This is a genomic window from Achromobacter sp. NPDC058515 (genome assembly GCF_042721735.1).
Taxonomy (GTDB): Bacteria; Pseudomonadota; Gammaproteobacteria; order Burkholderiales; family Burkholderiaceae_B; genus Achromobacter.
The window spans coordinates 86,058-101,465 of record NZ_JBHXNI010000017.1; the positions used below are offsets into that span (position 1 = coordinate 86,058).

18 protein-coding genes are annotated in these 15,408 nt (G+C 68.3%); 6 read left to right on the forward strand and 12 right to left on the reverse strand.

The features are described from left to right. Window positions 1–56 precede the first annotated feature (56 nt). From ACFWP0_RS24750 to ACFWP0_RS24770, 5 genes are read left to right on the forward strand one after another with little or no spacing between them, the layout of a single operon-like run. The gene (locus tag ACFWP0_RS24750; RefSeq protein ID WP_377846618.1) at window positions 57–758 is read left to right on the forward strand and encodes a glutathione binding-like protein; all 702 of its coding nucleotides are present in this window, start codon (window positions 57–59) and stop codon (window positions 756–758) included. Between the two features lie 11 nt (window positions 759–769). After that, on the forward strand, window positions 770–1,234 hold the full coding sequence (locus tag ACFWP0_RS24755) for a GNAT family N-acetyltransferase (RefSeq protein WP_377846620.1): 465 nt from the start codon (window positions 770–772) through the stop codon (window positions 1,232–1,234). Window positions 1,235–1,264: 30 nt separating this feature from the next. Continuing rightward, window positions 1,265–1,540 (forward strand): lipoate protein ligase C-terminal domain-containing protein, encoded by a 276-nt coding sequence (locus ACFWP0_RS24760; RefSeq protein WP_377846622.1) that lies wholly within the window; start codon window positions 1,265–1,267, stop codon window positions 1,538–1,540. Then, window positions 1,537–2,313, forward strand: a complete 777-nt coding sequence (locus ACFWP0_RS24765) for a biotin/lipoate A/B protein ligase family protein (RefSeq protein ID WP_377846623.1) — start codon at window positions 1,537–1,539, stop codon at window positions 2,311–2,313. The genes ACFWP0_RS24760 and ACFWP0_RS24765 overlap by 4 nt, the downstream gene beginning before the upstream one ends. A gap of 32 nt (window positions 2,314–2,345) precedes the next feature. Next, window positions 2,346–3,164, forward strand: a complete 819-nt coding sequence (locus ACFWP0_RS24770) for an RsiV family protein (protein ID WP_377846625.1) — start codon at window positions 2,346–2,348, stop codon at window positions 3,162–3,164. Between the two features lie 114 nt (window positions 3,165–3,278). On the opposite strand, the gene ACFWP0_RS24775 is transcribed toward ACFWP0_RS24770, so the two are convergent. The 11 genes from ACFWP0_RS24775 to mltG all read right to left on the reverse strand — a co-directional run bounded on the left by ACFWP0_RS24775 (window position 3,279) and on the right by mltG (window position 13,532). Then, window positions 3,279–4,568 (reverse strand): Glu/Leu/Phe/Val dehydrogenase, encoded by a 1,290-nt coding sequence (locus ACFWP0_RS24775; protein WP_377846627.1) that lies wholly within the window; start codon window positions 4,566–4,568, stop codon window positions 3,279–3,281. 224 nt (window positions 4,569–4,792) lie between these two features. Next, entirely contained in the window at window positions 4,793–5,740 is a 948-nt protein-coding gene (gene hutG, locus ACFWP0_RS24780) for a formimidoylglutamase (RefSeq protein ID WP_377846628.1), read from the reverse strand. Then, window positions 5,737–6,528: an amino acid ABC transporter ATP-binding protein gene (locus ACFWP0_RS24785; RefSeq protein ID WP_377846630.1), complete on the reverse strand. Its 792-nt coding sequence runs from the start codon at window positions 6,526–6,528 to the stop codon at window positions 5,737–5,739. Before ACFWP0_RS24785 ends, hutG begins: the two co-directional genes overlap by 4 nt. A gap of 8 nt (window positions 6,529–6,536) precedes the next feature. After that, entirely contained in the window at window positions 6,537–7,205 is a 669-nt protein-coding gene (locus ACFWP0_RS24790; RefSeq protein WP_377846632.1) for an amino acid ABC transporter permease, read from the reverse strand. Then, window positions 7,202–7,945, reverse strand: coding sequence for a transporter substrate-binding domain-containing protein (locus ACFWP0_RS24795; protein WP_377846634.1), 744 nt, complete (start codon window positions 7,943–7,945; stop codon window positions 7,202–7,204). Before ACFWP0_RS24795 ends, ACFWP0_RS24790 begins: the two co-directional genes overlap by 4 nt. Before the next feature lie 114 nt (window positions 7,946–8,059). Continuing rightward, on the reverse strand, window positions 8,060–8,800 hold the full coding sequence (locus tag ACFWP0_RS24800; protein WP_377846636.1) for an IclR family transcriptional regulator: 741 nt from the start codon (window positions 8,798–8,800) through the stop codon (window positions 8,060–8,062). Between the two features lie 169 nt (window positions 8,801–8,969). Then, on the reverse strand, window positions 8,970–9,851 hold the full coding sequence (locus tag ACFWP0_RS24805; RefSeq protein WP_377846638.1) for an ankyrin repeat domain-containing protein: 882 nt from the start codon (window positions 9,849–9,851) through the stop codon (window positions 8,970–8,972). 38 nt (window positions 9,852–9,889) lie between these two features. Then, complete coding sequence (locus ACFWP0_RS24810; protein WP_377846640.1) at window positions 9,890–10,660, reverse strand: TatD family hydrolase; 771 nt, start codon at window positions 10,658–10,660, stop codon at window positions 9,890–9,892. A gap of 69 nt (window positions 10,661–10,729) precedes the next feature. Further along, window positions 10,730–11,779: a DNA polymerase III subunit delta' gene (gene holB, locus ACFWP0_RS24815; RefSeq protein WP_377846642.1), complete on the reverse strand. Its 1,050-nt coding sequence runs from the start codon at window positions 11,777–11,779 to the stop codon at window positions 10,730–10,732. Beyond that, window positions 11,776–12,399, reverse strand: a complete 624-nt coding sequence (gene tmk, locus ACFWP0_RS24820) for a dTMP kinase (RefSeq protein ID WP_377846644.1) — start codon at window positions 12,397–12,399, stop codon at window positions 11,776–11,778. Before tmk ends, holB begins: the two co-directional genes overlap by 4 nt. Next, entirely contained in the window at window positions 12,396–13,532 is a 1,137-nt protein-coding gene (gene mltG / locus ACFWP0_RS24825; RefSeq protein WP_377846646.1) for an endolytic transglycosylase MltG, read from the reverse strand. Before mltG ends, tmk begins: the two co-directional genes overlap by 4 nt. A gap of 152 nt (window positions 13,533–13,684) precedes the next feature. On the opposite strand from mltG, the gene ACFWP0_RS24830 reads away from it, so the two are divergent. Further along, on the forward strand, window positions 13,685–14,686 hold the full coding sequence (locus ACFWP0_RS24830) for a YgfZ/GcvT domain-containing protein (protein WP_377846648.1): 1,002 nt from the start codon (window positions 13,685–13,687) through the stop codon (window positions 14,684–14,686). A gap of 27 nt (window positions 14,687–14,713) precedes the next feature. Here the strand turns inward: ACFWP0_RS24830 and ACFWP0_RS24835 are convergent, their stop codons facing one another. Continuing rightward, window positions 14,714–15,403, reverse strand: a complete 690-nt coding sequence (locus ACFWP0_RS24835) for a VIT family protein (RefSeq protein ID WP_377846650.1) — start codon at window positions 15,401–15,403, stop codon at window positions 14,714–14,716. Window positions 15,404–15,408: the final 5 nt, after the last annotated feature.

Here is a 15,408-nt window from a genome sequence, read left to right on the forward strand (position 1 = left end):
TGGCTTTCCCATCCGCCGGCCCCCGCCGGCGGCGCCATGATGCCCAGGACACCCTCATGATCGACCTCTACTACTGGACCACCCCCAACGGTCACAAGATCACGCTGTTCCTCGAAGAAGCCGGCCTGCCCTACAAGATCCACCCCGTGAACATCGGCCGCGGCGACCAGTTCAAGCCCGAATTCCTAGCCATCGCGCCCAACAACCGCATCCCCGCCATCGTGGACCAGGCGCCCGCCGACGGCGGCGCGCCCATCCCGCTGTTCGAGTCGGGCGCGATCCTGCTCTACCTGGCCGAGAAGACCGGCCGGTTCCTGCCCGCCGACGTGCGCGGCCGCGCCGAGGTGTCGCAATGGCTCTTCTGGCAGATGGGCGGCCTGGGCCCCATGGCCGGCCAGAACCACCATTTCTCGGGCTACGCGCAGGAACGCATTCCCTACGCCATCGACCGCTACGTCAAGGAAACCAACCGCCTGTACGGCGTGCTGAACAAGCGCCTGGCCGACCGCGAATTCGTCGCCGGCGGCTACTCCATCGCGGACATGGCGGCATACCCCTGGATCGTGCCGCACGCCAAGCAGGGCCAGGACCTGAACGACTTCCCGCATCTGAAGCGCTGGTTCGACGCGATCGCCGCGCGTCCCGCCACGCAGCGCGCCTATGCGCTGGCCGACACGGTCAACACGGCGCCGTCGGTCAGCGACGAGGAATCGCGCCGCATCCTGTTCGGCCAGACCGCCCAGAACGTCGCCCGCTGAAAGGAAGCACCATGACCGAACCGCAACTGGTGTTTCGCCGCGCCCGCCGGGAGGACCTGCCCGGGATCATCGCGATGCTGGCCGACGATGTGCTGGGCGCAGCCCGCGAGGACGCGTCGGTTCCGCCGAACCCGCGCTATGCGGCCGCGTTCACCGCGATCCAGCAAGACCCCAATCAATTCCTGGCGGTGGTTGAGCAGGATTCACACCTGGTCGGCTGTTTGCAGTTATCGTTCATACCCGGCCTGTCGCGGCAGGGCCAGTGGCGGGGTCAGATCGAGAGCGTGCGCATCGCTTCGTCGTCCCGCGGCGCCGGCCTGGGCCGCGCCATGTTCGAATGGGCGATCGACCAATGCCGCATCCAGGGATGCGGGCTGGTCCAGCTCACCACCGACCGCGCCCGTCCCGACGCGCGCCGGTTCTATGAAAGCCTGGGTTTCACGGCCAGCCACGACGGCATGAAGCTCAGCCTGTAATTTCCGATTCTGATTTTGCAAGGAGCGCCCATGCATGGCGAATACAAAGTCCCCGGCGGCAAGCTGGTCGTCGCGGATCTGGAAGTGCGCGACGGCCGCCTGGCCGATGTGCGCATCAGCGGCGACTTCTTTCTTGAGCCGCCCGAAGCCCTTGAGGCCATCAACCGCGGACTGAACGGCATGCCCGCCGACGCGGGCGAATTGGAACTGGCGGTGGCCGTGCAATCCGCCCTGCCGCCCAACGCCGAGATGTTCGGCTTTTCCGCCGAGGCCGTCGCCGTGGTCTTGCGGAGGGCGCTTGCATGACGCGCACCGACTGGAACGACTACGACTGGCAACTGGTCCATGAGGGGCCGCAAGCGCCGGCGCTGCACATGGCGCTGGACGCCGTCATCACCGACGAAGTCGGCGCCGGCCAGCGCCCGCCCACCCTGCGCATCTGGGAATGGTCGGCCCCCGCCGTCGTGATCGGCCGTTTCCAATCCCTGAAGAACGAAGTCGATCCCGAAAGCGCCCGGCGCCACGGCATCGAGGTGGTGCGCCGCGTCAGCGGCGGCGGCGCGATGTTCATCGAGCCCGGCAACTCCATCACCTATTCGCTGAGCGCCCCGCAGGCACTCGTCCACGGCATGAGTTTCCAGGAGTCCTACGCGTTCCTGGACGCCTGGGTGCTGGCCGCCCTGCAGGGCCTGGGCATCAAGGCCTGGTATCAGCCGCTCAACGACATCGCCTCGGACATTGGCAAGATCGGCGGCGCGGCCCAGGCCCGCCGCGCCGGCGCCGTCCTGCATCACGTGACCATGTCCTACGATATCGACGCCGATAAAATGGTCGAGGTCTTGCGCATCGGACGCGAGAAGCTTTCCGACAAGGGCACCACCAGCGCCAAGAAGCGCGTCGATCCCCTGCGCACCCAGACCGGACTGGCGCGGGAAGTCATCATCGACCGCATGGTGGAAACTTTTGCCGCCCTGCATCGTCTGACTCCGGGGCAGGTGGGCAGCGACACGCTGGCGCGCGCGCAGGCGCAGGCCGACGAAAAGTTCTCCACCGCGGAATGGACGGGTGTCGTGCCCTGACGGGCAAGCCCCGATTTTCTGGAGGTAATTCAATGCGTCGCACATTCACGCCGCAAGGCGCGATACGCGGTCTGATACTGGGCGCCGCCCTGCTGGCGCTTGCCGGCTGCGGCAGCACGCCACCGTCTGAAATCACCCTGGCCGACCCGGCATCGCCCGCCTCGGCAACGCCGGAAAAAGTGGGCGACCTGTCGACCGAGCGCATCAAGTGGGCATCGAACAAGCCGGGCTGCGAAGGCGACTGCCCGCGGATCGAAATCGACAGCGTGGCCTTTCCGGGCATCCCGAAGCTGACGGCCCTGGTGGACCACGTGCTGGCCTACATGACCGGCACCGACGCCAACCGCCGCGGCCCCTACGACACCCTGTCGGAATACACCAAGTACTTCTGGTCCACGGCGCAACCGCGCGACGCAACCTACTTCAAGGCCAGCGTGAAGGACACGGTGGGCGACATCGTGTCCATCGAACTGCACACGGAACAGTACCTGACCGGCGCCGCGCACGGCATTCCGGCCACGCAATACCTGAACTGGGAGCGCAGCCGCGGCCGCGTGATGAGCCTGGACGAAGCGCTGATCCCGGGCCGCCGCGCCGACTACGTCGCCGCCCTGCAGCGGGCGCACGCGAAGTGGCTGGCAGGCAATCCGGACGCCAAGCGCGATCCCGCGGCCTACAACAAGATGTGGCCGTTCCAGGAGAGCGACAACTTTGCCCTGACGCGGGACGGCATCGTCGTCAAGTACGACGCCTATTCGATCGCCCCGTATTCGCACGGGGAACCGGAACTCGCGATTTCCTACGCCGACTTGCGCGGCGTGCTCAGGCCGGAACTGCTGCCCGGCTCGTGAAGCCGGGGGTTGCCCTACCCGCCAATAGGAATCGCCCCTTGCGGGGCGATTCCTTTTTTTGTCTCACTCGGCCTCCTCGGCAACGCGCCCGAAAGCGCATTGCCGATTCAGTCCTTACGGGTACAGGCCGCGCACCTGGCGCGCCTGCAGGATGCGCGTGCAAGCCACGATGAACGCGGCGGTGCGCAGCGTCACCTTGTGTTCCTTGGCCACTTGCGACACGGCCGCATAGGCTTCGCGCATGAGGCGCTCGAGGCGCTGGTTGATTTCCTCTTCGCTCCAGAAGAAGCTGGAGAAGTCCTGCACCCATTCAAAGTAGCTGACCGTCACGCCGCCGGCGTTGGCCAGCACGTCGGGCACCACATAGACGCCGTTTTCAGCCAGGATGTCGTCCGCTTCCGGGGTGGTCGGGCCGTTGGCGCCTTCCACCACGATCTTCGCGCGGACCTTCGCGGCGTTGTCCACCGTGATCTGGCTTTCCAGGGCCGCCGGGATCAGGAATTCGGTTTCCAGCGTCCAGAACTCGTTCTTGTCCAGCGCCTGGCCGCCCGAGAAGCCGCCCACGCCGCCGGTTTGCGACACGTGCGACAACAGCTTGTGCACGTCCAGGCCCGCGGGGTTGTGCACGGTGCCGGTATGGTCTTGCGCGGCGATGACCTTGGCGCCGGCTTCATGGAACAGGCGGGCGGCCGTGCCGCCCACGTTGCCGAAGCCCTGCACGACGACGCGCGCCTTGGAGACGTCGATGTTCAGGTCGCGCGCGGCTTCGCACGCCACGACGAACACGCCGCGGCCGGTGGCCTCGACGCGGCCCAGGCTGCCGCCCAGCGCGATCGGCTTGCCGGTGACCACGCCGGTGGCGGTGGCGCCTTCGTTCATGGAGTACGTGTCCATCATCCAGGCCATGGTCTGGGCGTTGGTGTTCACGTCAGGCGCCGGGATGTCCTTGGACGGTCCGATGATGACGCCGATTTCGCTGGTGTAGCGGCGCGTCATGCGTTCGAGTTCGGAGGCGGAGAGCTTGCGGGGATCGACGCGGACGCCGCCCTTGGCGCCGCCGTAAGGCAGGTTCACGGCCGCGTTCTTGACCGACATCCAGGCCGCCAGCGCCATCACTTCGGAGAGCGTGACGTCCTGGTGGAAACGCACGCCGCCCTTGCCGGGGCCGCGCGACACGTTGTGCTGCACGCGATAGCCCTCGAAGTGGGCGATCGTGCCGTTATCCAGTTCGATCGGCACATCGACGATCAGCGAGCGTTTCGGGCGCTTAAGCGTCTCGACCCACCGGCTCAGGGAGCCGAGATACGGCGTGACCCGGTCGACTTGTTGCAGGTAATTACCCCAGGGGCCGAGGTCATCGGCATTCAGATAAGACGGCAAGGCATGGGTGGGAGTTTGAGACATGAGCATGCTCTCCTGACAAAGTTGCGCCATTTTATCCACGAAAATAATAGCGTCCCCATTTAAAGATAAAATATTTTAAATGGGGACATATACCTGTTGTGGATATCGAACGGGTCGCAGGCCCGGCCCTGAAACTGCCCCTATCCTAAGCCGCGAAGCCGCAAGCGTCCAGCCTGCCGGGCAGAACCAGCCGCTTCCTACACTACGCCGTCCGGCCTCGTCCGTCAGGCCGACATGAGCTGCCACGCCAGGCGCGCCGCGGCGCGCGCGCCATGGCCGTCCACGTCGAAACGCGGGCTGTACTCCGCCATGTCGGCCAGGCGCAGCTTGCCGCTGGCCTTGACCCGCAGAACGATTTCCTCGATCACCGCCAGGGGCACGCCATAGGGCGCGGGCGCCGAGACGCCGGGCATGACCGCGGCGGGCAGCACGTCCAGGTCGATGGTCAGGTAAACGTGCCGCGCGCGAGCCAGCAAGGCGTCCACATTGGCCAGCCGCGCCGCGAGGTGGCGTTCCTGCATGTCGTGGTCTTCCACCCAGACCGCGCCGACTTCGGCGGCGCGCGCATACAGCGCGGGCGTATTGGCCAGCCGCGACACGCCCAGGCAGGCGTACTGCAGGGCGTGGCCGCGCTCCTCGCAATAGCGGGCGATCTGGTCGAACGGCGTGCCCGAACTGCCGGGACGCCCGGTGCGCAGGTCGAAATGCGCATCCAGGTTGAGCACCAGCACGGGACCGGTATCGCCGCGCGACTCCAGCCAGCGGGCCAGCCCCTGGAAGCTGCCCCAGGCGATCTCATGGCCTCCGCCCAGCACCAGCGGCCGCGCGCCCTCTTCCAGCAGCTCGGCCACGCGCAGGCCCAGGCGCTCCTGCGCGTCTTCCAAAGCATCGCCCGTGCACGCCACGTCGCCCGCGTCCAGCAGGCGCGTCAGGCCGTGCGCGGGCAGGCCCGCCATGAACCTGCGGATGCCGGCGGGGCCCTCCGCCGCGCCCACGCGGCCCTGGTTGCGCGCCACGCCCGCATCGCAGGCAAAGCCCAGCAGCACGGCTTCGCCCTTCTTCGCCTGCCCCGCGGCCGGTTCGACGATATGCGCGAGGCGGCGCGTGTCGCCCTGCTCGGCGCTGTCGTCCCGCGCCTTCCAGAGGCTCTTGTCCAGTTGCGCGCCGCTCATGCCACACCCGCCCCCTGCCCCGTGCTCAGGACAGCCTGGAGGAATTCCCGGGTGCGCGCCTCGCGCGGCTCGCTGAAGATCACCTCCGGCGGACCGGACTCCAGGATCACGCCGCCGTCCATCACGGCCACCACGTCGGCCACGTCGCGGGCAAAGCCCATTTCGTGCGTCACCACCATCATGGTCATGCCCTCGCGGGCCAGCAGCTTCATGACCTGCAGCACTTCGCCCACCAGTTCCGGGTCCAGCGCCGAGGTCGGCTCGTCGAACAGCATGACCTTGGGCTGCATGGCCAGCGCGCGGGCAATCGCCACGCGCTGCTTCTGCCCGCCCGACAGGCTGGCCGGCATGGCCGCCATCTTCTGCGACAGGCCGACCTTCTTCAGCAGGTCGGCCGCCAGGGCGTTGGCTTCCTCGCGGCCCATGCCGCGCAGCTTGCGCGGGCCGACCGTCACGTTGTCCAGCACCGACAGGTGCGGGAACAGGTTAAAGCCCTGGAACACCATGCCCACCTGCATGCGCAGCTGGTTCAGTTGCGCCTCGGGCAGCAGCTTGCCGTGGTCCAGCAAGGTCTGGCCGCAGATGTCCACGGTGCCGGCTTGCGCCACTTCCAGCCCGTTGCAGCAGCGCAGCAAGGTGCTCTTGCCCGAGCCGCTGGGCCCGATCACCACCACCACCTGCGAAGGCAGCACGTCGAAGTCGATCCCGCGCAGGACGGCGTGGTCGCCGTAGGACTTGTGCAGGCCGCGGATGCGGACCATTTCCTGCGGGCTCTCCGCAGCATTCATTGCAGCGCTCATTGCACCATCCCCCCGGCGCGCAGGCGTTGCTCCACCTGCCGCAATACCAACATGGTGGCCGTGGTCAGGATCAGATAGATCAGCGCCACCACCAGATACGTTTCCAACGAGCGGTAAGACACGCTGATGATCTTCTGCCCTTCGTGCATCAGATCGTGAATGGTCAACAGCGACACCAGCGCCGAGTTCTTGATCAGCGCGATGAATTCGTTGCCCAGCGGCGGGATCATGCGCACCACTGCCTGCGGCAGGATGATGATGCGCATGGCCTGCCCCGAGGACATGCCCAGCGAACGGGCCGCTTCCGTCTGGCCGCGGTCCACGGACTGGATGGCGCCGCGGACGATCTCCGACACATAGGCGCCGGAGTACATGCCCAGGCCCAGCACGCCGCAGGCGAACGCCGGCAGCGTCACGCCGAAGTGGGGCAAGCCGAAGAACCAGATGAACAGCTGCACCAGCAGCGGCGTGCCGCGAAACAGCAGCAGATACGTGCTGCACAGGCCATAGACGACGCGCCGGCGCGGATTGAGCCGGCCCACGCCGACCAAGAGGCCCATGACGCACGCCAGCAGCAAGGCGCCGGCGGTCACCTCGATGGTGACCACCGCGCCCCGCACGAGCGCGTCGAAATCGGCGAAGACGGGAGCGAATTCCAGGTTCATTTGGCGGGCGCCTCGAACCACTTGTTCACGATGGCCTGGTAGCTGCCGTCCGCCTTGAGCTTCTGCAGCGCGGCGTTCAGCTCGCGCGTCAGCTCGGGCTTGCTCTTGGGCACGGCGATGCCGTAGTCCTCGGTCGTGATCTGCTCGTTCAGCACGACCAGGCCGGTGGTGTTCTGGGCGAACAGCTTGGCGGCGGGCTTGCCGGTCACGGCGGCTTCGGCGCGGCCGATCTGCACCAGGTTGAACATTTCCTGGTTCTTCTCGACTTCCACGCGCTGCACGGCCGGGTAGTGGTCCTTCAGGTAATTGACCGACTTCGTGCCGACCTGCACCGACACCTTGCGGCCGTCCAGGTCCTTCAGCGTCTTGATCGGGCTGTCCGTCTTGGTCAGCACCACCAGGCCGCCGGCGTAGTAGGAGTCCGTGAAATCCACGACCTTGCTGCGCTCGGGCGTGATGTAGATGGCGGACACGGCGATGTCGGCGCGGCCGGCCTGCAAGGCGGGGATCAGGCCCTTGAAGTCGATGTCGATCCACTCGACCTTCTTGCCCATCGCGCCGGCCAGCGCTTCCACCAGCTCGATGTCGAAGCCGGTGCGCTTGCCGTCTTTGACAAACTCCATCGGCGGGAAGGTGGCGTCGGTGACGGCGCGGATGGTTTCCTGGGCGTGCGCGGAGCCAGCGCTCCAGGCCAGGCCCAGGGTCAGGGCGGCGGTCAGCAGTGTGCGGCGAGTAGTCATGATGGGTCCTATGGATGTGGATACGGCGATGAGTACGGCGAGTCGTTGCGGCGGGAAATGCGGAAGCGCCTGGATAAAGGATGTGGAATTCGGGAAGGCAGGGAGCCTGGCGCCTCAGAGGGCCTTCAATCGCTCCGAGATGCGGCGGGCGGCCGCCACGGTCATGTCGATCAGCGCGTCGGGGCGCTGCGCGGCCCGCGTGGAGGGCGCCATCAGCGTGATCGAGGCGACGGCCTGGTTCGCGCGCTGGAAGATCGGAACGCTGACCCCCCAGACGCCGGCGTCGACTTCGCTGTCGGTGACGGCATACCCCTGGGCGCGGATGGTTTCCAGTTCATCGCCCAGCCGGGCGGCGTCCACCCCGGCCTCGGCGGCCAGGTAGGCCAGCGCCGCCTGCAGGCGGGCAAGCGGCATGAACGCCAGCAGGGACTTGGCCGAAGCGCCGCGCGCCAGCGGCAGCCCGCGGCCCTTGGTGAACGAACAGCGCAGCGGATGCTGGCTCTCCACCATGTCCAGGCAGACAGCCTGGTCCTTGACCGCCACGAGCAGCCCGATGGTTTCGCCGGACGACTCGGCCAGCGCCGCCATGTCCGGCTGCGCTTCGTGGATCAGGAAGGAGGACTGGTCAAAGCCCCACGCCAGCTGCACGCAGAGCGGCCCCGGTCCGTATTCGCCTTCGTGCTCGGCGACGAAGCCCCAGCGCTTGAGCAGCGCAACCTGCCGGTACAGCGTGCTCTGCGCCAGGCCGGTCTGCTCGGCCAGCGCGGCGATGCTGAGCGGGCCGTCATGCCGGGCCAGGGTGGCCAGCACATACAGGACGCGATCCGCGCCCGCCCCTACGGACAGATCCGACATGAAAATTCATCTCCCAGCAATATGGCGGCGAGATTATCAATTTATGGTGTTATGGCTTTAAATTTTTCCCATAAATTGAGAACTACAAGGGAAAACCCCGAACGGAGAGCGTAAAAAAACCCGCCGTCGGCGGGTTCTTGAGGCGGCGGGCAGACCCGCAGCGAGCCGGCTACGGCGCCGGCGGCTTCTCGTAGTCGGACAATCCCACGCCCGACACGCCCTGCACGCCGGACTTGTCCGCCGGCGCCTTGGCCGCCGGGGCAGGCGCGTCCTGGGGCGCCGCCGGCGCGGCGGGGGCAGCCGCCTCGGGGGCCGCCGCAGCGCCCTCCTGCGAGCCGTCGCGCGCTGCCGCGCGGCGCTTGCGCTTGGCCTCGTCCTGCTGCGCGATCATGGTCGTCAGCTCGGCCGACAGCGCGGTCCATTTGCCGGTGGCCGCCCAATCGGCGGCGTTCTGGCCCTTGGTGTCCTGGGTGGTGACGTCCGCGCCCGCTTTCAGCAGCAGCTCCACCATGGGCTTGCGGCCCGACAGCGCCGCCATCATCAGGGGCGTCTCGCCGTTGGGCGCCGGCGCATTGGCCATCGCCTTGTTCGCCAGCAGCAGCCGCGCCATCTCCATCTGTCCCTTGGACGCGGCGTAGTGCAGCGGCGTCCAGCCCAGGCGATTGACCTGGGCGCCGCGCGCGATCAGCTTCCTGGCGCGCTCGGTCTCTCCGGCGATGGCCAGGTACATCAGCGGAGTCTCGCGCGCCGGATTCTCGGCGTTCACATCGGTGCGCGGGTCCGCCGCAAGCACGTCGAACACCTTCCAGGCCCCGTCCACCACGGCCCGCATGATCGCCGGCTGGCCGTTCTTGTAGCGCACGTTGGGATCGGATCCCCGGGCCAGCAGGTCCTTGATGTCGTCGGGATAGTCGTTGGCGACGTAGACCCACCAGTCGGCGGCATTGGCGGCCTGCGCCGCCGGCGCGGCCAGTCCGATGGCCAACGCCAGCAGGCCTCCGCGGCAGCACGACAAGAAGGCCTTCTGGGTAGATGCGACGCTGATAGCCATGGCAATCCTATAAATCACTTTAAATAAATCAAATCAACTTATCTCTTTATCTTCTTGAAAAGATTAAAGAAATTGTCAGTTGAAGCGCGCGCCACTTCGGCCACCGGGATGCCTCTCAAGTCCGCGATCTTCTCGGCCACGTGGATCACCTTGGACGGATCGTTGAGCTTGCCACGGTACGGCACGGGCGCCAGGTACGGCGAATCCGTTTCGATCAGCAGGCGGTCCAGCGGCACCTTGGCGGCCACTTCATGCACGATCTGGGCGTTCTTGAACGTCACGATGCCGGACAGCGAAATGTAGAAATTCTGGTCCAGCGCGGCCTGCGCGACTTCCCAGGTTTCGGTGAAGCAGTGCATGACCCCGCCGGCCTCGGCCGCCTTCTCTTCGCGCAGCATGCGCACGGTGTCCTCGGCGGACGAACGCGTATGCACGATCAGCGGCAGGCCCGTGTCGCGCGCGGCGCGGATATGGACGCGAAAGCGCTCGCGCTGCCAGTCCAGCGGCTCCGACAGGCGGTAGTAGTCCAGCCCGGTCTCGCCGATGGCCACGACCTTGGGGTGTTCGGACAGGCGCGCCAACTCTTCGGGCGAGGGGTCCGGCGTGTCCTCGTAGTCGGGGTGCACGCCCACCGACGCCCAGAGGTTCGCCTGCGGCTCGACCAGGGACATCAGGCCCGGCCATTCCGGCATGTTGACGCTGACGACCAGCGCATGGGTGACCTGGTTGGCGGCCATGCGGTCAAGAATGGCCGGCAGATCGGCCGCAAGCTCCGGGAAATTCAAGTGACAGTGGGAATCGACGTACATGATGAGTCTGGAGGTAGGTGCCGCGGCGCCCCGCCCCATTGCCGGGCAAAGCGCCGTCGGATCAAGGGCTTACGCCTGGCAGGATAGCACCACGCGTTGCAGGGTGGCGTGGGCGAACAGCTTGGCGTTCAGGGGATGCGTGGCCAGCGCGCGCTGGCGCGTCAACCAGCGCGCGGCCTCGGCGACCCGGGCGGTATGCATGCGCGCCGCCACCTGCGCCACGCCGGCCGCAAGCGCCGGAAAGTAGCGCACGGGTGCGCCCGCGCTGGCCAGCATCAGGTCGGTATAGAGGCGTTGCAGCGCATCGATCCATTCGGTGGCCGCGACTTTCTCCAGGGCTTCGGCCAGGGTGCCGACATCGGGCGCCTGCCCCTTGGCCAGCGGGCCGATCAGTTGCGCGAGCCACGGCGGACAAGCGGTTTCGCCGGCCTGGGCCAGGCGCAGCGCCGCCAGCGGCGCGCCGCCGGCCGCGGCCAGCCATTCGCGCGCCGGCTCCACGTTCTGGTCGCGCAGCCACTGCAGCGCGGTGTCCGCGTCCGGGGCGGGCAGCGGCAGACGCCGGCAGCGCGACACCAGGGTCGGCAGCAGGCGGTCCGGCGCATCGGCCACCAGCAGGAACACGGTATGGGGAGGCGGTTCCTCCAGCACCTTGAGCAAGGCGTTGGACGACACCACGTTCAGCGCATGGGCCGGATACAGCAGCGCCACGCGCCAGCCGCCGCGGTGGGTGGCGGTGTTGAACCACGACTCCAGCGAGCGGATCTGGTCGATGCGGATTTCCTTGGACGGCGCGCGCTTGGCGGCGCCGGTCGCGGGCTCGGCGTCTTCCGCCTGCTCGGCGGCATCGGCGCCCTCTTCCACGGCCACGGCCTCGGGCCGGATGCGCCGCAAGTCGGGATGGTTGCCGCTGGCGAACCAGGCGCAGGCCGCGCAATGGCCGCAAGCCAGGCCGTTTTCGGGCGTCTCGCACAGCAGGCTGGCCGCCGCGGCGATCGCGAAGTCCAGTTTGCCGATGCCGGCCAGCCCATGCACCAGCCAGGCATGCGCGAAGCGGTCGCGGTTGCCCAGCCAGGCGCGCGCCGTGTCCATCTGCCAGGGCAGGAACTGGGGCGCGCTCATGCCTGGACGGCCAGCAGCTCGCGCAGCCCGGCTTCGAGTTCGGCGCGGACCTGGGCGATGGCCCGGGTGGAGTCGACAATGCGGATGCGGCCGGGGTCGGCCTTGGCGCGGGCATGGTAGGCCGCGCGGGTGCGCTCGAAGAACGCCGCGCCTTCGCGCTCGAAGCGGTCCGGCTCGCGGGCGTTGGCCAGGCGGGCCCGCGCCACTTCCAGCGGCACGTCGAAGAGCCAGGTGCGGTCGGGGCGGCCCGCGCGCATCCAGTCTTCCAGGACGGCCACGCGCTCAGCGCCCAGTTCGCGCCCGCCGCCCTGGTAGGCGTAGGTCGCGTCGGTGTAGCGGTCGCAAACCACCCAGGCGCCGCGCTCAAGCGCCGGCTCGATGACCTGGCGGGCGTGTTCGCAGCGGGCGGCAAACATCAGCAGGGTCTCGGTGTCCAGGCCCATGGGGTCGGTCAGCAGCAGCGCGCGCAGCTTTTCGCCCAGCGGCGTGCCGCCGGGTTCGCGGGTGGAGACCACATCCAGCCCCTGCGCCCGCAGGAACTCGGCGATCCAGACGGTGTGGGTGCTCTTGCCCGCGCCGTCCACGCCCTCCAGCGTAATGAAGCGTCCGCGTGAGGTCATTGATCTTGTCCTTGTGCTGATTCGGGTTCCGGATCGGGGCTAGGAGCCGGGGTTGGCGCCGAAGCCGGTTCCGGGGCCGCGGCCGGAGCCGCTGCCGGCGCGGGCGCCGGCGCCGGCGTCGGGCTGGAACGCCCGAGGATGTAGCGGGAAACGTTGCGGTTGTGCTCGGACAGATTGATCGAGAATTCGCTGGTGCCGTTGCCGCGCGATACGAAAAAGAGGTACTTGTGCTGTTCGGGCTGCACGGCCGCCAGCAGCGCCGCCCGGCCGGCCGCCGCGATCGGCGTGGGAGGCAGGCCCGGACGCGTGTAGGTGTTCCAGGGCGTGTCGGTCTGCAGGTCGCGCTTGCGGATCCGGCCCTGGTAGGCGTCCCCCATGCCGTAGATCACGGTGGGGTCGGTCTGCAGCAGCATGCCGATTTTCAACCGGTTGGCGAACACGCCGGAAACGCGGCGGCGGTCCGGGCCGTGGCCGGTTTCCTTTTCGATGATGGACGCCAGCACCAGCGCCTCATAGGGCGTGGCGACGGCCAGGTCGGGCTGGCGCTTGGCCCAGGTGTCGTTCAGGATGCGCTGGCCCTCCTGGTAGGAGCGGCGCAGCAGGTCGTAGTCGGTGCTGCCCGGCGTGAAGATATAGGTATCCGGGAAGAACAGCCCTTCCGGATGCTTGATGTCCGAGCCCAGGCGCTCCATCAGTTCTTCATCGCTGATGTCGCCCAGCGTCTGCTTGACGTCCGGATTCTCGCGCAGCGCCTGGCGGATCTGGCGGAAGGTCCAGCCTTCCAGGAAGGTGACCTGCCGCTGCGTCATGTCGCCGCGCGCCAGGCGCTCCAGCAGCAGCCAGGGCGTATCGCCGTTGATCGCCTGATAGCCGCCGGCCTTCATCAGCTTGTCGCGTTCGGACAGGCGCGCCATCCAGACGAAACCCGGTTCCCAGACCGGCACCCCCGCCGCATTCAGCGCGCGCGCAACCGTGCGCGGGCTGCTGCCCGGGTCCACCACAAAGTCGATCTTGTCGGCCGGCAGCTGCATGGGCCGGTGCATCCAGCTCCAGGCGCCGCCCACTGCGGCGGCGGCGGCCAGCACGATGAGCAGGAAAGACCACAAGACGTAATATCGGAGTCGCTTCTTCATAAGTGTCGGAAGTTTAATTGATCGCGCGGCCCTGCCGGGCAACAAGAGGGGCCGGAACCCGCGGCGCGCCCCTTTGGCCGTCGGGGACATGGCCCTCGCGGCCAGGGAACGCGGCTATCATCAGCACTTTGATGACGCGATAACCCGCCGCCATGCACGCCTTTTACTCTTCGATTCCCGTACGCGCCGAAGGTTGCGCGCAATGCGCGCCGCTTGATGATCTTCTGGTCATCACCGCCGCCGGCGCCGACGCCCTGACCTTTCTGCACGGCCAGCTGACGCAGGACGTCACGGGACTGACTCCGGACGCCGCCCGCCTGGCCGGCTACTGCACCGCCAAGGGCCGTCTGCTGGCCACGCTGGTGATGTGGCGCGGCGCCGCCGCCGACGCGGATGACGCCCCCCAGCTCTACGCCATGGTCCGCCAGGACCTGTCCCAGGCCTTGCTCAAGCGCCTGTCGATGTTCGTGCTGCGCGCCAAGGTCAAGCTGGCCGCCGCGCCGCTGCAGGTGGCCGGCGTCCAGGCGACGCCGGACCAGGCGGCCGCGCTGGAAGCCGTGGCCGGCGCCCTGCCGCGCAGCCCCTGGCAACGCGCGGACCTGCCGTCCGGCACCTGGATCGCCGCCCCCACGGCCGACGCGCGCCTGCGCTGGTGGTGGATCGCCTCCGACGAGCAACTGGCGCAATCCGCCCCGCTGGCCCAGGCGCTCGGCCTGGCGTCCGCCGAGCACTGGCATGCCGCCGATCTGGCCGCGGGCATTCCGTGGATTGCCGCAGCCACGCAGGACGTCTTCATCCCGCAAACCGTCAACCTGGACCTGATCCAGGGCGTCAGCTTCACCAAGGGCTGTTATCCCGGCCAGGAGGTCGTGGCCCGCAGCCACTACCGCGGCACCGTCAAGCGGCGCATGGCGTTCGGCACGGTCGCCGACGCCAGCCTGCGGGGCGCGGCGCTGGCCGGCGTGGACGTATTCGACGCGGCGCAGCCCGGCGAGCCCATCGGCCGCGTGGTGCAGGCCGCCAGCGACCAGGGCGTGGTGTCGGTGCTGTTCGAGACCACGCTGGCCGCGCTGCCGGAAGGCGATCTTCGGCTCAGCGCGGCCGACGGCCCGCGCATTGCCGCCGCGCCCTTGCCCTATTCGATCACCCCCTAAGCCTCAGGCCCCAGGGCGCTGGCGGAACTAGACCGCCACGCCGAACAGCGCGCCCACGCCAGCCGTCAGGCCCATCGCCGCGGCCCCCAGCACCGTCACGCGCAGCGCGGCGGGCAGCTTGGGCGCGCCCCCCGCTTTCGCGGCCATGGCGCCCAGGGCCGCCAGGCAAAGCACCGACGCCCCGATGACCCACCCGATCAGTTGCGGCACGGGCGCCGTCACGGCCACGGCCAGCGGCACCGCGGCGCCCGCGGCGAACGACGCGGCGGAAGCCAGCGCCGCCTGCACCGGCCGCGCGCGGGTGTGAATCGAGATGCCGAGTTCATCGCGCGCGTGCGCGTCCAGCGCATCATGGCTGGTCAGCTGGCGCGCCACCTGGACCGCCAGGTCGCGCGTCAGCCCGCGAGCCACGTAGATATCGATCAGTTCAGCCAGCTCTTCGCTGGAATTGCGGCGCAGCGAACGCTGCTCCAGGCGCAGGTCGGCGGCTTCGGTGTCCGCCTGGGACCGCACCGACACGTATTCCCCCGCCGCCATCGACAGCGCGCCCGCCACCAGGCCCGCCAGGCCGGACGTCAGGATGGCGCCATGCGAGGCCTGCGCCGCGGCGACGCCGGTGATCAGGCTGGCCGTGGATACGATGCCGTCGTTGGCGCCCAGCACCGCGGCGCGCAGCCAGTTGCTGCGAAAAATCCGATGATGTTCTTTTGCAGGCATTGCCC